The following is a 19,567-nucleotide window of genomic DNA, read 5'->3' as shown; positions in this document are numbered from 1 at the left end:
TTATTTAACGCAATACACATAAAAGGTAAACCAAAATGCTTCTTTAGACTTAAATTTAATGACTTTTTCAGCTTTCCATGCAGGAATATCAAAATCATGAGTAATGACTCTAGTGCCTTTTGGAAGCTCATTTTCGAGTTTTAGGGATAGTTGTCCTAAAGAGTTTCGTGTTAGGTATAAAATCAATGCTGTGGCTTTAGAAACATCCGCTTCCAAAAAATCTTTTTCAATAATTTCAATACGCTCTGTAAGTCCAGAGGCTTCTATGTTGCTTTTGGCAGTTGCTAAGGCTTTTGGTAAAATTTCATAGCCAATACAACGAATGTCTGCAAGCCTAGTTGCAGCAATTAATGTTCTGGCATCACCACAACCTAAATCAATTAATGTGTCTCCATCTTTAAGACCTAAAAGTTTTAATTTTTCATGAACTACTTCTTCAATAGTTAGCAAATACGGTTCGTCTAATTGTGTTGAGGAATCTTTCAAATGTATACAGTTTTAAGAGGAATGTAATTGTTGTTTTAAAGCTTCAAAGGTATCTGACAAATAGAAACTACACAGACTCTTCAAACGAATGATTAACTCCTGATGCATGAACTCATCTTTGGCATTCGTTTGTGATAGAAAAGTTTGTATTCCATGTTGATGGATTAACGGATGGTAGTCTTCATAAAATTTGGTGCCAACTAATAAGCCTTTCGCGGCAGCTTTTAAATCATTACAAAAAAGTAAGGCAACTTTATCGGCAACAATCTCCATCAAACGGGAAGTAATCAAAAGGTTTTGAGAACTATCTGCAGTTGCTGCTTTTTTGCTAAAAGGATTCAAATTGTATTTTTCGCTTAACTCCTTTACTTCTTTTCCTTTTTCAGCAACATTGGCTACTTGCTCTACACGTTGCAGGATATTTCCATACTTTTCAATATCCGAAACATTTCCAAAAATAGTTCCAATATTTCCTGCAAAAGGCAGTACGGTTAACAACATATTTACCAAACTAAATCCTTTATCAGCTGCGCCACGCCAAACATCGGTGGCGGTAATTTTTGAGTGTTCAAAATACATGTGCGCCAACTCTATCGTAATCAAAAATACCAAAGCATTTGGTTCTAAATACCGAATACTTTTTGGATTTAAAAAATCGTTGCCAATAATCAAAAAGGAAGGTTTCCCTTCTACACCAATTACAGCATTGGCATACGTCCCTCGTCCAATATAGCATTCTGGAATCTCCATTTGTAAGGCATTGCAAATTGCAGTAATACGTTGCAAAATTTCAGGATGATTTTCTGTGTTTAAACGATCAGAAAAAGAAATAACAGCTTCATAATCTGGAGGATTTAAAGCGGCAATAAAATTGTTCATAGCGTCAAAAAAACCTTTTGCTTCTTTAAAACAACTTGGTACGACTTCTTGTAGAATTTCCTTTTTTTCTATGGGTTGATACGAATTTTCAGGAATATTATTTTCAATAGTCAATGTTTGTGCTTGCAATATTTCTTTAATGATGACTGCTTTGTGCTGCTGACTTTCATGTATAATTAATGCTTCTATTCTTGTCATAACCAACGGCTGCAATTCTGCCAATGCATGAATAGCTTCAGAAATATCTTCGTTTAATTCTTGTTGCATCTCCAAAATCGCTTCTAAAATGGTAACTTTCAATTGGCGACCGCCTTCACCATTAAAAATATTTGTGGTTTTTGTTGGTAACAAATCGGTAATACTATCATCTGGAAGCGATGCATAAATCATTCTGTATATAGAAATTGCATCCGAAAATCGTTTCGCATTTTTCAAATGTTTTGCAAAGTTCAAATTGAACTCAAATATACGTTCTGCGTTCTTCTCCGTTTCAATAAACAATGTATGTACATGTTCATGAAAAGAAATCGTATGTGTGGTAAATCCTTTTGCTTGAAACGGTTGTAAAATAGCCAATAACTTTCGTTGTTCAGAGAGTGGAAGTTGCCAATCCGTTACAACTTGAACGAGATTGAAACCAAAACTTTTATGAATAGGAATATGTTTAGCAAATACTTTTAAAATAGCTTCTTTTTGTTCATGTACAACTTTCAAGCGTTTTAAGTACGGAATCAAATCTGCTTTGAGTTCATTTATGAGCAAATCTGAAGTTATACTTTGCAATTGAAATAGGTGAGAAGCTAATTGTAAATGCTGTTCTTTTTTATGGTATTTGTTAGCCAAAACATCACCAAAAACACCTAAACGATTTCCTTTGGCGGTTACTACAGGGAGCAATTGTGTATATACAGTATCGTTCATAAATTCGGTATAGAACGATATCTTTTCTGAGCTAATCAAATCTTTCCCTGTTCTTTCTTGAATAGAAAAGTTTTTGCTAGAAACATTCACGACAAAGAAATTACGTTCTGCATCTTTTACTAGTAAAAAAACACGATCAGAAGTCAATACGAAATGCCATGTTGCCAGTTTGGGATACTTTTCGGTATCAATATTCACTTCACTTACGCCCAAAATACTGAGAATATATTCTTCTTCTTGTAGTACGTGAAAAATGAAATTTTGTATCTCCAAATCTATGGAAGTAACAAAAGGAAGTTGTTCCAGATTTTTTAGTGCGTACAAATGATCGTCTTGTAGTCTTAGCAAATAGTGTTGAAGATGTTTAAAAAAAGTTTGTTTGCGCATGTCAAAATTAGCCTCTTTTTTGGTCTCTTGATACGAAGAAAGATCAATTTCAATGTGTTCTGCAACTACATAAATAATGGTTTCATTTTGCAACAACTGTAAACGTGTCGTTGTAATAATTTCCTTTTTAGTAATATTTTGAATGTCAACATCTACAGTAAAACCATTCGTAATTCTTTTAAATGTCAATTCATTTTGGGAAGTTTTTTTATAAAAAGACTGCAATTCAGTTTCCAAATCATACACTGAAAAATTAGATGCTACATATAGCTTGGCAATCGCTTTTTTATGATGATCCGTAAATCCTTTAAGAAAGTTGAACATAGAGATGACAAGTGATTTTTTAGAAAATTAAACAATTTTGGGCAAAACACCTCTTTTTTCAAGTATATACGTATAAATCTTATGGTGAAACCCAAAATAAGCAGCTTTTAAAATATATACCTTATGTGTATTTATTAACCACAAAATATTACACCATGAAAAAAAAGAAGTTTGAAAGCAAATTGTCATTAGGAAAAATGAATGTATCTAATTTGTCAAACATCCGCGGAGGAAAATTTCCTCCATTCGAAACGGAAGATGTAAACTGTGATACTGGTGGCGGAAGCGGAAGCGGCGGAACGTATACCAACAATTGTAGTGGACAAACCTGTGGAAATTGCATTACCAATGCACATCCGCTTTCTGATCCATTACACTGTAGAACGTGTCATACAGGTTGCTAAAAGCGCAGTAAAAAAGAAAGCCATTCTGTTGAGAATGGCTTTTGTATTTTTAGAAATTTTGTGTTTAGAACAACCCGTGAATTTCTGCGTCAATCTTATTAATAACACTCCCTAAATCTTCTGGATTGTCTACAAAATCCAAGTCGTCCACGTCAATTATCAATAATTTTCCTTGCGTATACTGTGAAATCCAAGCCTCATAGCGTTCATTCAATCGGCTTAAGTAGTCAATACTAATTGAATTTTCATAATCGCGTCCGCGTTTGTGAATTTGTGCTACTAATGTTGAAATATCTGCGCGCAAATAAATCAATAAATCAGGCGCATCAACCAACTTTTGCATCAATTCAAAAAGAGATTGATAGTTTTCATAATCGCGATTCGTCATTAATCCCATCGCGTGTAAATTTGGAGCGAAAATATGAGCATCTTCATAAATAGTACGATCTTGAATGATCTTTTTTCCGCTTTCTCGGATTTGTAAAACCTGCCTAAAACGACTATTTAAGAAATAAATTTGAAGGTTAAAACTCCAACGTTCCATTTGTGTGTAAAAATCATCCAAATATGGATTGTCAACTACATCTTCAAAATGTGGTTCCCAATTATAATGTTTTGCTAATAATTTTGTGAGCGTTGTTTTTCCTGCGCCTATGTTTCCTGCAATTGCAACATGCATGTGATTCTGTGATTAGGTGTTTGCTTTAAAATCAGACTATTGGATTTTATAATCGATTCTAAAAAATATTCGTTCTATTTATTCTTTAGTTGGTTTTTTGAATTGGAATTGATACAAGATAACTCCGTCGTAAATATACAAGATATCATCGTGAAGCGAAAACTGTTTTATAGCAATTCTTTCAGACGGCAAATTTATAAGATAAATGTCGTCATTGCTAGTAAAATATAGCTGTTTGTCTTTTAAAAAAATGACTTCCTCATTCGTCATGTCAAAATCTGTTACACCAGCTAATAGTTTTTGCGATAGTAAACTTCCGTAGATATTATATAGATACAAGGTGGTTTCTGTCAATACGCGACAAAAATTGTAATTACTTTTTAGTGTGATGAATTTTTCTGGAATTGGTAAATTTTGAACAGGTGTTTTTTCTTGAACATAATTAAACACTTCCAATTGTTGAGTATTGGTATCAAAAATCCAAAAATTTCGATCGTTTGCCGTAGTTGCTGCCGCAAGATTTTTGAACTCGCCTGTAATATTAAAGTCAATACGTTTGATTTCATTCAGCGTATTATCTAACACAATAACGGTATTAAAATCTTCATAAAACAAGGTGATTTTTAGCGGATTTAGAATGTCAACAGATGTAATTTTTCCTAACTGTAAATTATTGTATTGCCATTCTTTTCCATCTTTTCTTTTGATTAAAATATTATTCTGAATCACATATAAAGCACCAAAATTATCCATGGCTACAAAACGATCCACAACCAAACTATCTTGATGTTGTAACGTTGCTGTGATAGATTTTTGACCGAAAACAAACATCGAACAAAACAAAAGAGAAAAAAGAATCAAACGCTTCATAAATGGCAAATTACAAAAAAATGCGCCATAGTTGTAGAAACTATCTGTCAATTTGAAAATGTATTGATTTCTTCTGTTACTACGATTGCTTCTGAACTATTTTTATGTAAGAATTCAAGATTAGTATTATTTCCACATAAAAATTTATTACTTAAAAAATGACAAAAAATTAGCCTCAAAGTTTTGAAGTCGTTTTTTTTGATAGAAGATTTGAATGCTTTCAGCCAATTGATGAGAAATATCTTCTATTATTGATGGTTTCTTAAAATCTGAATATTTATAACTTTTGGATAGCTTGTCTGGCTTTTGAGCTGTTTTTTAGTGTTTTCATATGATATAGTTCTAATTTTTTTCACAAAGGATGCGCGCGCCAGTAAGTACTTTACACATATGTATTGTACTATTTATTATCTAGTATTCTTTATGAGTGTTGAGCTTATAATCTTGGGTGAGTTTTTGTTATTTTTAGCTATTAGATAATGTGTTTAAAAAAAAAGGGTTGGATTGGGTAACAAATATTCACTATGTGAACTTACATGCATAAACCATAAATTTTTTTATTATGAAAAAAAGAAACTTAAAAAGTCTGCAACTAAATAAGAGAGCTATCTCTAGTTTTGATGCAGTACAATTGAGAAATGACCTAGTTGGAGGAATTTCAGGAAGTCGTTGTGATTGTTCAAGAGATTGTCCTTCTGGTCCACCAGCCGAGCCATACGAGCCATACACAAGTAGAAGCTTTACTGGTGGTGTTCCATCTGAATGTGAATCTGCAGGATAGGATCAAAAAAAAAGCGAGCTGTAAAAGCTCGCTTTTTCTTAAAAAAAGCAAACACTCAGATTTGACTATCATTTTATAAATACCCATTTCGATGTATATTAGTAAAGCCTTAAAAACGATTTGGAAAGTACAACGAGAGTCCAAGGAACCTTTTACTTTATAGCAGTAAAACTTACTAAATATGATCCTTTCTTATTATGAAATTCGTGTTTTCAACGCAAATTTTATTATGCAAAAAAGCTACACCAAAAAACAGCTCTGTTATTTACTTTTACAGTAGTCCTATCTTACTAGGAATTAATTTGTAGTGTTAGAGTTACTTAAATTTTAAAACTTAGATCAGATAATCTTATTTCCTCGTCATTTTTTGAAGACATAGTAATATCACGTATTATTAAAATATCACCAGATTGACAGTTGAGTAACTTTTTCTTTATTTCATCATTAAATAAAGAACTTTCATGATATATGTCAAAAATAATACTCTCCCCGCGTAAAATCAAAATCTGATATTTTATGGTTGGATTTATACTTAAAGTTATTGTTGGGTGATCAACTACTATTTTAATCCCTCTAGATCTCTTTAAAATTGGATTATCTTTTTCATCATAAGACATACGTAAAATCGCTTTGAATCTCAAATCTAAAACATGCATTGTCTTTTCTGCGATTTTAGTATTTGATTCATCATAAACAGAAATTTTTAAATTTCCTGTTTTTTTTGGACTAATAGAAAAATTGTTGCCCTCAATTCTTTCTACTGATCCATTATCAGTTTTAAGCTGAAAACTATTATGATCATAACCATCTACACTAACTGTTATCGGATTTGAAATACCCCAGTAAAAAAAATTATTTACATAAGTTTCAATAGTTATATTTTGAGCTGTTACTACTGTTGAAAAAAGTATTAATATTAAATATTTCATTAGTTCTTATTTTTGTCTTAATTATCTTCTTAAATTATGAAAATTTAAGTATTTGGATTATTTTTTCTCAAATTTTTGATGTAGTCTTGAAGTCCTTGAGTTTACCCACCCAAATCACTATCTTTTAGCTAATCTTTTGGCTCTTTTATTTCCCGTAGGGCATATTAATATTATCTTCTTCGAAATCTTCCACACTTCCGTTCCAAAATGCATCAATTTGCATAGTCAATCCTAAATCACTTTCATAAGTTGGAAAACCATCATTTGCAACAAACTTAATACTCTAGCTTTTTGTTTTGGGTACTTTTTCTATTAAAAGTATATCCTCGACAATGATTACTTTTTTCAAATGCTGTTTTATAAAAATTGATAAAATGGCTAATTCTCTTTTTAACTTATGTGTTTGGTTACCAATATTTTTGACAAGACATAGTGCCGTATTGAACATTTTATTCAAGAAGTTGTCAAAAATACTTTCTTTAACAGAGTTTCTTTTTAAAGCGATAACAACATTCATCCAAATAATGTTGTAAATCATTTACAAGATGATGCACATCTCTGAACCCTGCTTAAGGTTCATGTTGGCTTGATATAATTTGGAAAAGCTTTTCTTTTTCTTTGTTGAATATATTTGTGTTGTGTTTTTAACATCCGTTTTCCATGGTATATGCTTATCTAGGTATCACTGATGGTCTCAGCATTTATATCAATTTGGTCTTTCAGAAATACTCTATGATTTTATGTATTACCCTTTTTTGAATTTAATCATATTAGTAGTATGTGTAAAATGTCTACGTTAATGCTTTTTTTAATTCATAATTACAAATATATCAAGTATCAATTTACTCTGAGAAAAGAAAATTGAACCCTTATTTTATGTGCTTTTAGGGACTTTCAGTATTTCAATTAACTAGAATATATCTTGATTAAGGGGCTCATTTTTTCGAGATACTGATAGTAAGTTTTGTTTTTTTGGTATTTTGCTGTATTATTCTTACAAGACAAGTCTAACAGGTTTAAAAATCTAAAAATTAGCAAATCAACTTATATCCAAAACCACGTACATTCACAATCTGAATTTCAGGATCGTTTTTTAGTTTTTTACGAAGTTTGGTGATAAAAACATCCATACTACGAGCATTAAAAAAGTCATCATCGCCCCAAAGTTTGTTGAGAATAAATGTTCTGTCTAAAACTGCATTTCGTTTTTCAGATAAATGAAATAGCAAAGCAGATTCCCGATGTGTCAATTGTAGAGAAGTATCTTCCCAAATAAGTTGCTGTTGTGTATGATTGAAGGTGTAATTTCCAATCGGAATTTGTGTATGATCTTGTTTTAAATGAATTCGATTTAATAACGCATGTATACGCACAATCAATTCTTCCATGCTAAACGGTTTTTTCAAATAGTCGTTTCCGCCGTATTGAAAACCTTCTACCACATCTTTTACTTGCGATTTAGCTGTTAAAAATATAATAGGAATTGTTGAATTTTCTTGGCGAATTTCTCGCGCTAATGTAAAACCATCTTTCTTTGGCATCATAACATCCAAAACCAAAATTTCTGGTTGTACTTCCTGATATACTTTATACGCCTCTTCTCCATTTTCACACAAAAACACTTCAAAATCACGTGATTCTAAGGTTTCTTTCACAATCTGTCCTAAAGCAGGTTCGTCTTCTGCCAAAAGTAATTTTATCGTATTTCTTGTCATGATAACAGCGTAATTTTAAAAATAGTATGATTGGCGTTTGGAACCAATTGAATCGTTCCGTTGTGTTTTTCAATAATCTTTTTGGTGTAATACAATCCAATTCCAAAACCTTTGACGTCGTGTGTATTTCCTTTCGGAATTCTATAAAACTTATCAAAAATCTTTTCTCGTTGCGATTTGTCAATAGCGTTCCCATTGTCGGAAACGGTAATTTCAATAGTTTCCAATACTTTGGTTACATTCACTTCCACAGTGTCGCCACCATATTTAAGTGCATTATCAATCAAATTTGTAATAGCATTTTCAAAATGGAAAGGATCAATATCTGTTAATAGACTTTCTACATTACTTCGAAACGAAAGTGTTTTCTCGTTTGAAAGTGTACGTTGTTTTTCGGTTACTTTTTGAACAAAATCAATGACGTCAACACTTTCTTTCTTCAACAATAATTTTTCACTGTCAAGGGTAGCTGTCTCCAATAATTTTTCCACCATTACATGCAATTTTTTCAATTGTTTATCTGAGATGGATAAATATTTCTGTGTCTTTTCAGGATCTTTGATAGCTTCAAAATGTTGAATGGCTTCCAATGCTGTAGAGATGGTAGTAATCGGTGTTTTAAATTCGTGTGTAATATTACTGATCAAATCATTTTTGATCTCAGCCAATTGTTTCTGACGACGGATAATTCGCAATAAATACAATAGAGAACTAATAATTGCTAACGAAAGCAATGTAGATAACAAAATGCCAAACATGCTCTTTTTCCAAACGGCTTTAGAAATGTTTGCAAAGCGAAGACCCAATTTTTCTCCAGGCTTTTGGTAGGCAGATTTTGAATACGTTTGCAAAGTTTCTTCTGGAAGTGTATCATCTCCAATTTCTCCAATCACTTTTTTGTTAACAGAAAGTTGCAAACGATATGGAATTTCAATTTTCTTTCGATCCAATTCTGTGTCCAAAAAAGTTCTTAGCTTCTTAAAGTTCAAAGAATCTTCGGAAATAGAAATATATAAAGATGATATTTCATTAAACAAGCGTATACTATCATTATATTGTTTTGTTTCATTTTTGAATTTTGCAAATTGAGCTCTCATAGTTGATTGTGTAGATTTTAATAAGGAATCAATGGATTCTTTGGGATACTCAAGCCCTTCTACTCTAGCATCAATAACTATATTGTCAAGATGTTTATATCACTCATGACTAAATATTCGTAATATAGAATCAATATCCATATTTTTGAGCTGCTCAAATGTTGGTACATTACCAAGATTAGAAGCATCCATAGTAACAAACATCATCTTTTCTTGCTTGGCAAAATCTGCATAATATGCTTCAACAGCATTATCCAAACTAATCTGTACCTGATTCATAAATTGTTGTTTATTAACAGTGTAGTTTTTATAATTCCAATAAATCTGTACAGCAATTGTGATAGCAATGGTTGCAATGATTGCATATAAAATCCAAGAAGAAGAGCGTTGTTGCTTCATTTTAATGTAATTAACAATCCAAAAGTAAGAAGTTATTTGACATAGTACAGCATTGGTTAACACTCGTTAACGTTCATTAACCAAAATCAAAAAGAAACTGTTTCATATTTGTACCATCAAAAAACTAAAAACATAAAGTAATTATGAAAAATTATACGAAATCAATTATCGCATTTGTCTTTATGCTTGTCAATGCATTGTTATATGCACAAGACTTTCAAGGAGTCGCTACCTATAAAACTAGTATGAAAATGAATTTTGAAATTGACAGTGTTGCACAAGGGCAAGGAATCAATAAGGATATGCAAGAAAAACTGAATGCAATGTTGCAAAAGCAGTTTCAAAAAGAATACAAATTAACAGTCACACCGTATGAGTCTGTCTACAAACAAGAAGAAAAACTAGCAGCACCTTCACCTCAAAGCAATGGTTTTCAAATTATGGTTGTGGGCGATGGACAATCTTCAACCTTATATAAAAACACAAAAGAAAAACGATACGCAAACGAACAAGAAATTCTAGGAAAAAAATTCTTGGTACAAGATGAATTAAAAGATAATGAATGGAAACTTGAAAATGAAACCAAGTTTATCGGGCAATATACTTGCTACAAAGCCACACGTACTATTGAAATGGAACGAGTAAGTTCTATGTCGTTTAATACTGATGAAAAAAAATCAGAAGTAACCAAAGAAAAAGTAACCGTAACAGCTTGGTATGCGCCGGAAATTCCTGTAAATGCTGGACCAGGAATGTATTGGGGATTGCCTGGTTTGATTTTAGAAGTAAATGATGGTACGCAAACAATTGTATGCAGTAAAATTGTATTGAACCCAAAAAACAGAGTAAGCATTAAGGAGCCAACAAAAGGGAAAAAGGTAAATGCAGAAAAGTTTGAAGAAATTATGCGTAAGAAAACCAAAGAAATGACAGAGCGTTACCGTGGAAATGGAAGAGGTGATGGTAATGAAATTAGAATTGAAATAGGAGGATAACCCCATGAAAATACGTTTACAATATATTGCAATTTGTGCATTTTTCCTGATAAGTTTTATACCTGTAACACAAGCACAAGTAGCTACAATTCCGTTTGAAAATGATGAATTGATGTTCATCAAAGTCAAAATAAATGATCATGACGAACCTTTAAATTTCGTGTTTGATACAGGAGCTTCGACAGCTGTATTGGATGAAAATGTGGCAAAGAAAATTGGCATAAAAGCAGATTATCAGCAGCCAACAGAAGGAGCAGCAGGAACAGAAATGTATAATATTGCCCTATCGCAAAAATATCATATTGGAAGTATAAGCGTGCACAATGCACACACTGTTTTAGTTGATTTGGAACGTTTGTCTAAAAGAAGCAATCAACAAATAGACGGCATTATCGGAAACAATATCATGCAACAATATGTGACGCAAATTGATTATGATAACAATGTGATAAAACTCTATAATGATGCTGAGGAAATTCAAGGAAAAGACGCTTACAAAACAGTAGAAGCAACGTTTGATTACAGTCAAATTCCGCAAGTAAATCTTGAATTTACACTAACTAACAATCAAAAGTTTAAAGGAAACTTTCTGTTTGATTCTGGAGCCAATATGACGTTTTTACTCAATACACCTTTTGTGAAAGAAAAAAACATGGAAAGTCTGATGGAAAAAACGATTGAAAATAAAGCAGAAGGATTAACAACGTCATCTAACTTTAAGATTGGAAAAGTGGCAGGTTTGCAATTTGGTGATTTTACCTTTGGAGAAATGCCAATCGATTTGTCAAATAGTAAAGCAGGCGTCATGGCTTCTGCAGAATACACAGGGATTTTAGGTATAAAAATCATCAGTAGATTTAATACGATTCTTGATTACAAGCAGAAAAAAATCTATTTAAAACCGAGTGACTCGTTCAAAAAAACTTTTCGATTTCCACGTAGTGGTATCTCGTTAGCTAGAGAAGCTGACATGATTAAAGTTTCTAATGTAATTACGGCAGCAGAAGCGTATGAAAAAGGAATTCGTGAAGGAGACCAATTGCTTGAAATTAATGATGTAGATGTAAAAAGTGTACGAAAGTGTAGAGAAATTTTACGCCAAAAAGATAAAACAGTCAAGTTGAAACTAAAAACTAAAAAAGGAGAAATAAAAACAGTGACCATTCTGTTAAAGCGCCTTATTTGATTTTTTAATAAAAATTTAACGGAAGAAAATTAAACTCTAGTTAAAAATTTGTGTCTTATTAAAGTTAAAAGTGTAACTTTTATCGCTATTCTATACTAACAATAGAAATAAAGATGAAAAACATAAAAACCTTACAAATGAAAAGACTATTACTTTGGAGCTTAGTTTTATGCACAACCGCCGTATTTGCTCAGAATTTTCAAGGAAAAGCCTACTATCAATCTAAAACAACTGTAGATATGGATAGTTGGGGCGGAAAAGGAAGACAGATGTCTGCCGGACAAAAAAAGCGTGTACAAGAAATGATGAAGGATTATTTGGAAAAAGTTTACATTCTTGATTTCACACAAACAGCATCAACCTATAAAGAGGAAGAAAAAATTGAAGCGCCAGGAAAAGGTGGCGGATTTGGTCGAATGATGATGGGAAGTTTTACACAAGGAAAACAATATAAAGATGTAAAGAAAGGTGTAATTATGGAATCCAAAGAATTCTTTGGTAAAAAATTCTTAATCAAAGACAGTTTGCAAAAACTAGAATGGAAAATGGAAGGTGAAACCAAACAAATTGGAAAATACCTTTGTTTCAAAGCTACAGCTCTAAAAAAGGTTGATGAACTCGATTTTAATTCTATGCGTCCTAAGAAACGAAAAGATGATAAAGAGAAAACTGCTGAAGAACGTAAAAAGGACTCTGTAAAAGCATTAGATGATCCATTTAGCCAAGTAGATATTCCAAAAGAAATTTTAGTAACAGCTTGGTATACACTCGACATTCCAATCAATCAAGGGCCAGGAGAATTTTGGGGATTACCAGGATTGATTTTAGAAGTAAATTCATACAGAACAACAATTTTATGTTCTAAGATTGTAATGAATCCAGGAGAAAAAGAAATCATAGAAGAACCCACAAAAGGCGAAGAAGTTACGCGTAAAGAATATAATGAAATTGTAAAAAATAAAATGAAAGAAATGCGCGATATGTATCGTGGTCGCGGTCGCGGCGGAAGGGGTAAAGGCAGAAGATAACATCTGTTGAACAAACTTACTAATCAGAAGAAAAAACACCAATGAAAAATATACTGTTTATTCTGCTATGTTTCATAGCACAGGCTACTATTGCCCAAATTAAACTAGAAGGTATTGTAAAAGATAGCGTGGGCAAGCCTTTAGAACTCGCTAATGTTATAGCGCTCAACAAAGCTACAAACACCTTAGAATCTTATGGAATTACCAATAATGAAGGGCGTTTTCGATTGGCATTAAAAAAAAATACAACGTATGCTATAAAAGTAAGTTTTATTGGTTTGGCAACAATCAATGATTCTATTACAACGAAAGAAACAGATATTACAAAGGATTTTGTGATGAAGCCCGATAATGAACTGAAAGCGGTAGAACTAACCTATGAAATGCCCGTAACTATCAAAGGAGATACCATTGTTTACAATGCAGATTCTTTTAAAAATGGTTCGGAAAAGAAGCTAGGCGATGTCCTAAAAAAACTGCCCGGTGTTGAAGTCACTGATGAAGGTGAAATAGAAGTAGAAGGAAAGGCAGTAAGTAAAGTGATGGTGGAAGGAAAAGATTTCTTTGATGGTGATAGTAAATTAGCCACGAAAAATATTCCAGCAGACGCAATTGATAAGGTTGAGGTTTTAAAAAATCACAATGATGTATCGCAAATGCGTGGACTTGGGAATGATGAAGATAATGTCGCAATTAATATCAAGCTAAAAGAAGGAAAGAAGAACTTTTGGTTTGGAGAAATAACTGGTGGACTTGGTCCTGAAGAACGCTATCTTGCGAATCCGAGATTATTTTATTACAGTCCAAAATATAGCGTAAATATTATTACTGACCTCAATAATATTGGCTCCATTCCGTTCACCCAACGTGACTATTTTAATTTTACAGGAGGATTTAAAAATGTGGGAAGAAATACAGGAACTAATTTTAATGTGGCCTCCAGCGACATTGGTTTCTTGACATTGCGAAACAATCGAGCAAAAGCTATAGACTCTAAATTTGGAGCAGCAAACTTCAGTTATGCTCCAAAGAAAACTTGGGATATTAGTGGATTTGCTATTTATTCAGGTTCACGAATAGAACTGCAGGAAAATAGTATCAATGATTATATTGATGCGACTACACCTGATGAAATTACTTCAACAACGACACGTCAAAAAAGCGATTTAGGATTGTTTAAATTGAGTTCAATTTATAAGCCAAATAGTAAAAATCAGCTCGATTATGATGTATTTGGAAAAGTGTCGCGGCAAATAGAAACACAAGATTTCTTTTCATCTTTATTAGGAGATATTGATGAACGTCAATCGCAAAACCCATTTAGTTTTAATCAAAACTTAAACTATTATTATACTTTAAATGATAATCATATTTTTGCTTTAGAGGCACAGCATTTATACCAAGATGAAGATCCGTTTTACAATGCACGCTTGGCACAAAGCGAACAATTCCGTTTTACAGATTTATTAGGATTAAACACATCGCAAACATTTTTAGATATTGCACAAGATAGACGTGTAAAAACCAACAAATTGGATGCCCGCTTGGATTATTGGTATGTATTAAATCAAAAAAGTAATATCAACATTACGGCAGGTACAACTTTGAGTTCGCAACAATTTGATTCTGAAATTTTCCAGTTATTAGACAGTGGAAGTAAGTTGACCTTATTCAGTGCGCAACAAGATGTAAAAAATGATGTGAAATATAATTTTTCAGATACGTATATCGGAATGCACTATAAAATAAAATCTGGAATATTCACGTTTACACCAGGAGTTACAGCACATGCCTATAATGTAAATAATACACAATCTGGATCGGAATTTAAAGATACGTTTACGCGTTTTCTTCCAGATGCAAATATTAGAGTGCAGTTTAAAGATTCTGAGAATTTGAATTTAGCCTACCAAATGCAAACCGATTTTACTGACGTGAACAATTTGGCAGAAGGTTTGGTATTCAACAATTACAATTCAATCTTTAGAGGAAACAGAACACTAGAAAATGCCTTATCTCACAATTTGAATTTGAGTTACTTTAGTTTCAATCTGTTTAATTATACAAACATTTTTGCCTTTTTAAATTACAACAAGCGTATTGATCCAATTCGAAATCGTTCACAATTCTTAACAATTCCAGATGGTTCAGGAAATCCAGATATTTTGAGTACCAACAGTGTTTCTACACCTTTCAATTCAAACTTTGCAGATGAAACATTTACGGCAAATGGACGTTTTGAGCGTATGTTTGGAAAAGTAAAAACTTCGTTAGGCGGAACTTTATCACTTTCAAAATTCAATCAGGAAATAAATGGAGCACGAAGCGTGAATGAATCGTTTACGCAATCGTATCAAACACGAATTAGTACAAACTTTAGAAACGCTCCGAATATTGAAGTTGGATATAATCTATCGATCAACAATTACGATCAAGGACAAAATTCAAATCGTTTCATTACCAACAGTCCATTTGTAAATATAGATGCGTATTTCTTAAAAAGTTTCATCTTCACGGCAGATTACTCATATTTCAACTATAAAAACGAAGAACGTACAATTAATGATTACAGCTTCTTAAGAGCAGAGCTTTCGTATCAAAAGAAAGACAGTCAATGGGAATATTCTGTGCAAGGAACCAATTTATTAAACACAAAATCATTGAATCAAGATAATTCCAATAACTTCTTAACAAGCACTAGCGAATACTTTATTCAACCGAGATACGTAATTTTTAGCGTGAAGTACAACTTGTAAAATAGATATTAAAAATCCACTATACTTACATACCTAAGAAGGTATACAGTAACCGAAAGCCTTTCTGCAAAACAGCAGAAAGGCTTTCTCTTTCTAAAAAAGTAATTAAAAAAATAGCAATATTGTCGAATGTCAACATAGAGCTTTACGAGTCGTCTTAAATTTTTATAGTATTTTTTAGTTTGTATTCGGAGTTGTGGAAAATGAAAGGACTTCTGTTGAATAATGTATTCTAAGTTGGAAATCATGACTCTAGGAATTCGAAATAGCTCAGAGGATTTAGGTCTTGTGATTTTTGAGAAATTAGGATTGATCGAACCATTAAAATATTTAGTTGCTACCGTAAATGATTTAGTTGTTGTAAAAGTTATGTTTAATGATTCTACTAGAAACCTTACCGTAAAATACAAGAACTATTGAATATCGCATTAAAGCACGAAAATCAAACGGAAGTTTCTAACGTTTTTTTGGATGAATTATCTGATTTTGTATTTGTGTATTCATATGAGGTTATGGGAATTCCACACGAAGAATTAAAATAAAAAAAGGTATCAGATGAGGAAACTATTGAAAGTAGATTTTTGTTGTATCAGGAGCTTACAAATTTGAAGATGTCTGGTTGGGTAAAAAAACGGGAGTCCATCATAGCTTAGTAATTCATAATCCACAAATCACGCAACGCTTGATGTTGCGATAAAAACGAATAGAAAAAAGATATAAACCTGTACCTGTCTTAATTTTATGTTTGTGATTCAGTATGAGTGTTTACTTCCGATTCAAGTCCTTCAATGTTTGATGCGTTCATCATGGTTTGAATACGTTGTGAAATAAAGATACTCATAATTACAAATCCCATAAAGAAAAAGAAACCGTTTTGTAGTTCAGACTTGTTTGTGGATAAAATTTCCAGACTTTCAATACTGTTTTCCAGTTGTCCTAATTGACTTGAAATAATTCCTGTAAAACCGATATATGACATAAAAATAGCAACAACCATTACATCTGCCATAGACCATTTTCCACTTTTAAACACCATAAAACGAATAATCTTATTCTTTTTTAAGGAACGTTTAAAGATTAAAATAAGACTCGATATGAGTTTGGTCACTGGAAAAATTACACTAAAAAGCAATACTAAAATACCTACTAACATAACTTTGGTTTTTCCTTGTGAAAGCATGATACTCGATACTTCCATGATGCTTTTACTCTTGTAATACAACACTTGATCTTTAAACGAAATTGCTTCACCCATCAATTGTAATTCCATAGAAGCAATACGTGCATCAATATCAATCATTGGAAGAAAGACACCTAAAGCTAATAAATGTACAGCAGCTAGTACATACAATGCAATGGTGAGATTGGAAGTTTGTTTAAACACGAATAAGAGTAGAAGCATGGTTACAAATACTGCTAATAAAATAATATTATAAATGTTTTGTGTATCGTTGATAACTTCCAGTTTCTCAGAAATTAAGCCGATACAATCTTCTCCTGTTTCTGCATTGTATTTTGCGAGAATGTTATTGTAAGTAGTATAATCTATTTTTTGGAAAGTATCTTTTGTATACGAATTAACTTGTGCTAGAATATAATCTTTGATGCCTTCACGATTTTCTTCACTTTCTAAAAAGTTAAGAATATCTTCTGTGATCGTAGGTACTTGATTTTTTAATTCACTGAAAATTTCGAAAAAATCGGCACCAATATTCTTTAGGGAAAGTCCTAAAAAGTCTTTATCCTTTTCGTTTTTTGCTTTATATGCACGTTCAAACTTATCAATGGATTCATTGAGAAATTTTTCAACTTTCACACGCGCTTCTTCTCGTTGTCCACCAGAAAGCTCTAGTTCTTCTAGTTTTTTGGTAATGATTTTTGCAAACTGTTCTTCCCAAGCATCAACATTAAACATTCCTATCTAATGTCTGAAAGTTCAATAGCGTCCTCTTTAAAGGCACGTTTTTCAGTTTCCAAGGTATAACTTGTATACGCTACAAAACTAATGGTAATCAGCAATACCAATAAAATACTATTTAAAATAAGATTTTTACGCACGTCTTTGTTGTTAGTTTAGATTTTCGTCATATACTTTTCCTGTAAAATTGCCATCCAAGTATTTTTTAAAAGTATTCAAAACCGTTTCATATTCGGTTCTTTTAAATACCAATGTATTTCCAGAAAACCAATTTACAGTGGTTCCTATAGGTTCAGGTGAGTATTCAAAATCACTATCATCTAAACCTAGTTTATTCCAATATACATGATGATCGTCAGCTTCTACTTCAGCAATAATTACGGTAGACCAAAGATCAATATCAGTTCCGCACATTAAAATGGGTAAATATACTTTTGTGTATCCTTCGGGTAATGCACGTTCCCATACAATTTTTCGTTGCAAAGGATCACTTAGCCAATTTAAAAAAGTGGAAACTAACCCAGAAGTAATATCTATATGACTTTGATTTAAAGCATGTTCTTCCAAAGAAATTCCATCAATTAAAATTCCATAATAATTGTTTTGTGAAAACGTATTGTAGTATGTTTGTATTGAAATTGAATTCAAAGTAAGAATCGGTTTTGGTGATTATGTATGCATAGTAGACGACTAAACTCCAAATTTGTTTCAAAAGAAATAATTTAGATCTTGTCAAGGTAGTCAAAAATACGCTACTAAAAACAGTATAAATAATCAAAATAGGATTCTTATTTACTCATACCACAAACCAATTTTAGCTTTTACTTGATCAATAATTGTGATTAATTGTTCACTGAAAGCTAATGGAAGCTTTGAATTTTCTGTATCTCCATTGCGAATGTTTTCATTGACAGCTTCAATTTCGTGAATATAGCCAATGCCTGAATGCGGAAGTTGAAAAACAGTTTCTTCTCCGTTTTTATACAAAGTAATGGTATTGGCATGATGAAAACGTCGGTGTAATTTTATCTTTCCTTTAGTCCCAAAAATATAAGCTTCGGTTGGTGTATCAACTTCAAAAGTGGATTCTAAGACTGCTTTTGCATCATTTTTATACTCAAATAACATGGCGATAAAACTATCGACATTCGTATTTGTCATACGTGCCATAGCGTTGATGTCAGAAGGCATTCCTAATACTAACAGACTTAAGAAAATTGGGTAAATTCCAATATCTAGCAGAGAACCGCCACCGAGTTTTTTATTGTACAAACGTCCTTCAGGATCAAATGTCGTTTGGAATCCAAAATCAGCGCGAATACTAATCACATCTCCAATTGCGCCATCGTTCAACAGTTCCAGTACTTTTTGATAACTCGGCATAAAACGTGTCCAGATCGCTTCCATTAAAAATACATTTTGCGATTTGGCTTCCTGTATCATGGTTTGCACTTGCGTGAGATTGATCCCGAGTGGCTTTTCACACAAAACCGCTTTTTTATACTGTAAACACAGCATTGTATTTTCAAAATGTAGTACATGTGGTGTAGCGATATAAATCACATCAATATCTGGATCTTTCACAAGCGCCTCATAAGAACCGTACGCTTTTTGTGCCTTGAATTTTTTAGCAAATTTTGTAGCTTTCTCTATACTTCGCGATGCAACTCCTTGTAAAACAGCGGTTTCAGAAATTCGTAGATCAAACGCAAAATTATGCGCTATTTTTCCGAGACCAATAATTCCCCAACGTACTTTTTGTGACATAATGATCAATTTAAGATGCTGGCAAAATAAGCAATCCTACCTTGAT

20 protein-coding genes are annotated in these 19,567 nt (G+C 32.3%); 8 read left to right on the top strand and 12 right to left on the bottom strand.

Going from position 1 to position 19,567, the window contains the following annotated elements:
- Together MK119_RS01730 and MK119_RS01725 are read right to left on the bottom strand one after the other, a co-directional pair.
- The gene (locus MK119_RS01730) at positions 1 to 486 is read right to left on the bottom strand and encodes a methyltransferase domain-containing protein (protein WP_290670086.1); all 486 of its coding nucleotides are present in this window, start codon (positions 484 to 486) and stop codon (positions 1 to 3) included.
- A 12-nt stretch (positions 487 to 498) separates the two neighbouring features.
- Positions 499 to 2,997, bottom strand: a complete 2,499-nt coding sequence (locus tag MK119_RS01725; protein WP_290670083.1) for a hypothetical protein — start codon at positions 2,995 to 2,997, stop codon at positions 499 to 501.
- A gap of 155 nt (positions 2,998 to 3,152) precedes the next feature.
- Between MK119_RS01725 and MK119_RS01720 the strand changes: the two genes are divergently transcribed.
- Positions 3,153 to 3,401 carry a hypothetical protein gene (locus MK119_RS01720; protein ID WP_290670080.1) on the top strand — a complete coding sequence of 83 codons (249 nt, stop codon included), beginning with the start codon at positions 3,153 to 3,155 and terminating at the stop codon, positions 3,399 to 3,401.
- Between the two features lie 64 nt (positions 3,402 to 3,465).
- On the opposite strand, the gene MK119_RS01715 is transcribed toward MK119_RS01720, so the two are convergent.
- Complete coding sequence (locus MK119_RS01715; RefSeq protein ID WP_290670077.1) at positions 3,466 to 4,080, bottom strand: deoxynucleoside kinase; 615 nt, start codon at positions 4,078 to 4,080, stop codon at positions 3,466 to 3,468.
- Between the two features lie 78 nt (positions 4,081 to 4,158).
- A complete protein-coding gene (locus tag MK119_RS01710) occupies positions 4,159 to 4,911 on the bottom strand; it encodes a hypothetical protein (RefSeq protein ID WP_290670074.1) in 753 nt (250 codons plus the stop codon).
- 601 nt (positions 4,912 to 5,512) lie between these two features.
- Here MK119_RS01710 and MK119_RS01705 point away from each other — a divergent pair.
- Positions 5,513 to 5,731, top strand: coding sequence for a hypothetical protein (locus MK119_RS01705; RefSeq protein WP_290670071.1), 219 nt, complete (start codon positions 5,513 to 5,515; stop codon positions 5,729 to 5,731).
- A 320-nt stretch (positions 5,732 to 6,051) separates the two neighbouring features.
- On the opposite strand, the gene MK119_RS01700 is transcribed toward MK119_RS01705, so the two are convergent.
- The 4 genes from MK119_RS01700 to MK119_RS01685 all read right to left on the bottom strand — a co-directional run bounded on the left by MK119_RS01700 (position 6,052) and on the right by MK119_RS01685 (position 9,871).
- Positions 6,052 to 6,660, bottom strand: a complete 609-nt coding sequence (locus MK119_RS01700; protein WP_290670069.1) for a GldM family protein — start codon at positions 6,658 to 6,660, stop codon at positions 6,052 to 6,054.
- 1,031 nt (positions 6,661 to 7,691) lie between these two features.
- The gene (locus MK119_RS01695) at positions 7,692 to 8,375 is read right to left on the bottom strand and encodes a response regulator transcription factor (RefSeq protein ID WP_290670066.1); all 684 of its coding nucleotides are present in this window, start codon (positions 8,373 to 8,375) and stop codon (positions 7,692 to 7,694) included.
- The gene (locus tag MK119_RS01690) at positions 8,372 to 9,472 is read right to left on the bottom strand and encodes a HAMP domain-containing sensor histidine kinase (protein ID WP_290670063.1); all 1,101 of its coding nucleotides are present in this window, start codon (positions 9,470 to 9,472) and stop codon (positions 8,372 to 8,374) included. The genes MK119_RS01695 and MK119_RS01690 overlap by 4 nt, the downstream gene beginning before the upstream one ends.
- A 99-nt stretch (positions 9,473 to 9,571) precedes the next feature.
- On the bottom strand, positions 9,572 to 9,871 hold the full coding sequence (locus tag MK119_RS01685; protein WP_290670061.1) for a hypothetical protein: 300 nt from the start codon (positions 9,869 to 9,871) through the stop codon (positions 9,572 to 9,574).
- Positions 9,872 to 10,014: 143 nt separating this feature from the next.
- Here MK119_RS01685 and MK119_RS01680 point away from each other — a divergent pair, with 143 nt between their 5' ends.
- From MK119_RS01680 to MK119_RS01655, 6 genes are all read left to right on the top strand, one after another.
- A complete protein-coding gene (locus MK119_RS01680; RefSeq protein WP_290670059.1) occupies positions 10,015 to 10,866 on the top strand; it encodes a GLPGLI family protein in 852 nt (283 codons plus the stop codon).
- Positions 10,867 to 10,870: 4 nt separating this feature from the next.
- Complete coding sequence (locus tag MK119_RS01675) at positions 10,871 to 12,052, top strand: aspartyl protease family protein (RefSeq protein WP_290670057.1); 1,182 nt, start codon at positions 10,871 to 10,873, stop codon at positions 12,050 to 12,052.
- 137 nt (positions 12,053 to 12,189) lie between these two features.
- On the top strand, positions 12,190 to 13,080 hold the full coding sequence (locus tag MK119_RS01670; RefSeq protein WP_290670054.1) for a GLPGLI family protein: 891 nt from the start codon (positions 12,190 to 12,192) through the stop codon (positions 13,078 to 13,080).
- 41 nt (positions 13,081 to 13,121) lie between these two features.
- Complete coding sequence (locus MK119_RS01665) at positions 13,122 to 15,836, top strand: carboxypeptidase regulatory-like domain-containing protein (RefSeq protein WP_290670051.1); 2,715 nt, start codon at positions 13,122 to 13,124, stop codon at positions 15,834 to 15,836.
- Positions 15,837 to 16,082: 246 nt separating this feature from the next.
- Entirely contained in the window at positions 16,083 to 16,256 is a 174-nt protein-coding gene (locus MK119_RS01660) for a hypothetical protein (protein ID WP_290670048.1), read from the top strand.
- Positions 16,253 to 16,378, top strand: a complete 126-nt coding sequence (locus tag MK119_RS01655) for a hypothetical protein (RefSeq protein ID WP_290670045.1) — start codon at positions 16,253 to 16,255, stop codon at positions 16,376 to 16,378. Before MK119_RS01660 ends, MK119_RS01655 begins: the two co-directional genes overlap by 4 nt.
- A gap of 197 nt (positions 16,379 to 16,575) precedes the next feature.
- On the opposite strand, the gene MK119_RS01650 is transcribed toward MK119_RS01655, so the two are convergent.
- From MK119_RS01650 to MK119_RS01635, 4 genes are all read right to left on the bottom strand, one after another.
- Positions 16,576 to 17,751, bottom strand: coding sequence for a paraquat-inducible protein A (locus tag MK119_RS01650; RefSeq protein WP_290670042.1), 1,176 nt, complete (start codon positions 17,749 to 17,751; stop codon positions 16,576 to 16,578).
- A gap of 2 nt (positions 17,752 to 17,753) precedes the next feature.
- Complete coding sequence (locus tag MK119_RS01645; protein ID WP_290670040.1) at positions 17,754 to 17,894, bottom strand: hypothetical protein; 141 nt, start codon at positions 17,892 to 17,894, stop codon at positions 17,754 to 17,756.
- A gap of 10 nt (positions 17,895 to 17,904) precedes the next feature.
- The gene (locus MK119_RS01640; RefSeq protein ID WP_290670038.1) at positions 17,905 to 18,402 is read right to left on the bottom strand and encodes a hypothetical protein; all 498 of its coding nucleotides are present in this window, start codon (positions 18,400 to 18,402) and stop codon (positions 17,905 to 17,907) included.
- Between the two features lie 144 nt (positions 18,403 to 18,546).
- On the bottom strand, positions 18,547 to 19,521 hold the full coding sequence (locus MK119_RS01635) for a Gfo/Idh/MocA family oxidoreductase (protein ID WP_290670036.1): 975 nt from the start codon (positions 19,519 to 19,521) through the stop codon (positions 18,547 to 18,549).
- Between the last annotated feature and the right edge of the window lie 46 nt (positions 19,522 to 19,567).

The sequence above is a fragment of the Kordia sp. genome (assembly GCF_022447245.1).
In the GTDB taxonomy this organism is placed as follows: domain Bacteria; phylum Bacteroidota; class Bacteroidia; order Flavobacteriales; family Flavobacteriaceae; genus Kordia.
This window is presented reverse-complemented; position numbering and strand designations above follow the sequence as displayed.

Excerpts from the sequence above, each read along its gene's own strand:
- MK119_RS01725 (WP_290670083.1), bottom strand. The coding sequence starts at position 2,997 with ATGTTCAACTTTCTTAAAGGATTTACGGATCATCATAAAAAAGCGATT.
- MK119_RS01720 (WP_290670080.1), top strand. The coding sequence starts at position 3,153 with ATGAAAAAAAAGAAGTTTGAAAGCAAATTGTCATTAGGAAAAATGAAT.
- MK119_RS01715 (WP_290670077.1), bottom strand. The coding sequence starts at position 4,080 with ATGCATGTTGCAATTGCAGGAAACATAGGCGCAGGAAAAACAACGCTC.
- MK119_RS01710 (WP_290670074.1), bottom strand. The coding sequence starts at position 4,911 with ATGTTTGTTTTCGGTCAAAAATCTATCACAGCAACGTTACAACATCAA.
- MK119_RS01705 (WP_290670071.1), top strand. The coding sequence starts at position 5,513 with ATGAAAAAAAGAAACTTAAAAAGTCTGCAACTAAATAAGAGAGCTATC.
- MK119_RS01700 (WP_290670069.1), bottom strand. The coding sequence starts at position 6,660 with ATGAAATATTTAATATTAATACTTTTTTCAACAGTAGTAACAGCTCAA.
- MK119_RS01695 (WP_290670066.1), bottom strand. The coding sequence starts at position 8,375 with ATGACAAGAAATACGATAAAATTACTTTTGGCAGAAGACGAACCTGCT.
- MK119_RS01690 (WP_290670063.1), bottom strand. The coding sequence starts at position 9,472 with ATGAGAGCTCAATTTGCAAAATTCAAAAATGAAACAAAACAATATAAT.
- MK119_RS01685 (WP_290670061.1), bottom strand. The coding sequence starts at position 9,871 with ATGAAGCAACAACGCTCTTCTTCTTGGATTTTATATGCAATCATTGCA.
- MK119_RS01680 (WP_290670059.1), top strand. The coding sequence starts at position 10,015 with ATGAAAAATTATACGAAATCAATTATCGCATTTGTCTTTATGCTTGTC.
- MK119_RS01675 (WP_290670057.1), top strand. The coding sequence starts at position 10,871 with ATGAAAATACGTTTACAATATATTGCAATTTGTGCATTTTTCCTGATA.
- MK119_RS01670 (WP_290670054.1), top strand. The coding sequence starts at position 12,190 with ATGAAAAGACTATTACTTTGGAGCTTAGTTTTATGCACAACCGCCGTA.
- MK119_RS01665 (WP_290670051.1), top strand. The coding sequence starts at position 13,122 with ATGAAAAATATACTGTTTATTCTGCTATGTTTCATAGCACAGGCTACT.
- MK119_RS01660 (WP_290670048.1), top strand. The coding sequence starts at position 16,083 with ATGACTCTAGGAATTCGAAATAGCTCAGAGGATTTAGGTCTTGTGATT.
- MK119_RS01650 (WP_290670042.1), bottom strand. The coding sequence starts at position 17,751 with ATGTTTAATGTTGATGCTTGGGAAGAACAGTTTGCAAAAATCATTACC.
- MK119_RS01635 (WP_290670036.1), bottom strand. The coding sequence starts at position 19,521 with ATGTCACAAAAAGTACGTTGGGGAATTATTGGTCTCGGAAAAATAGCG.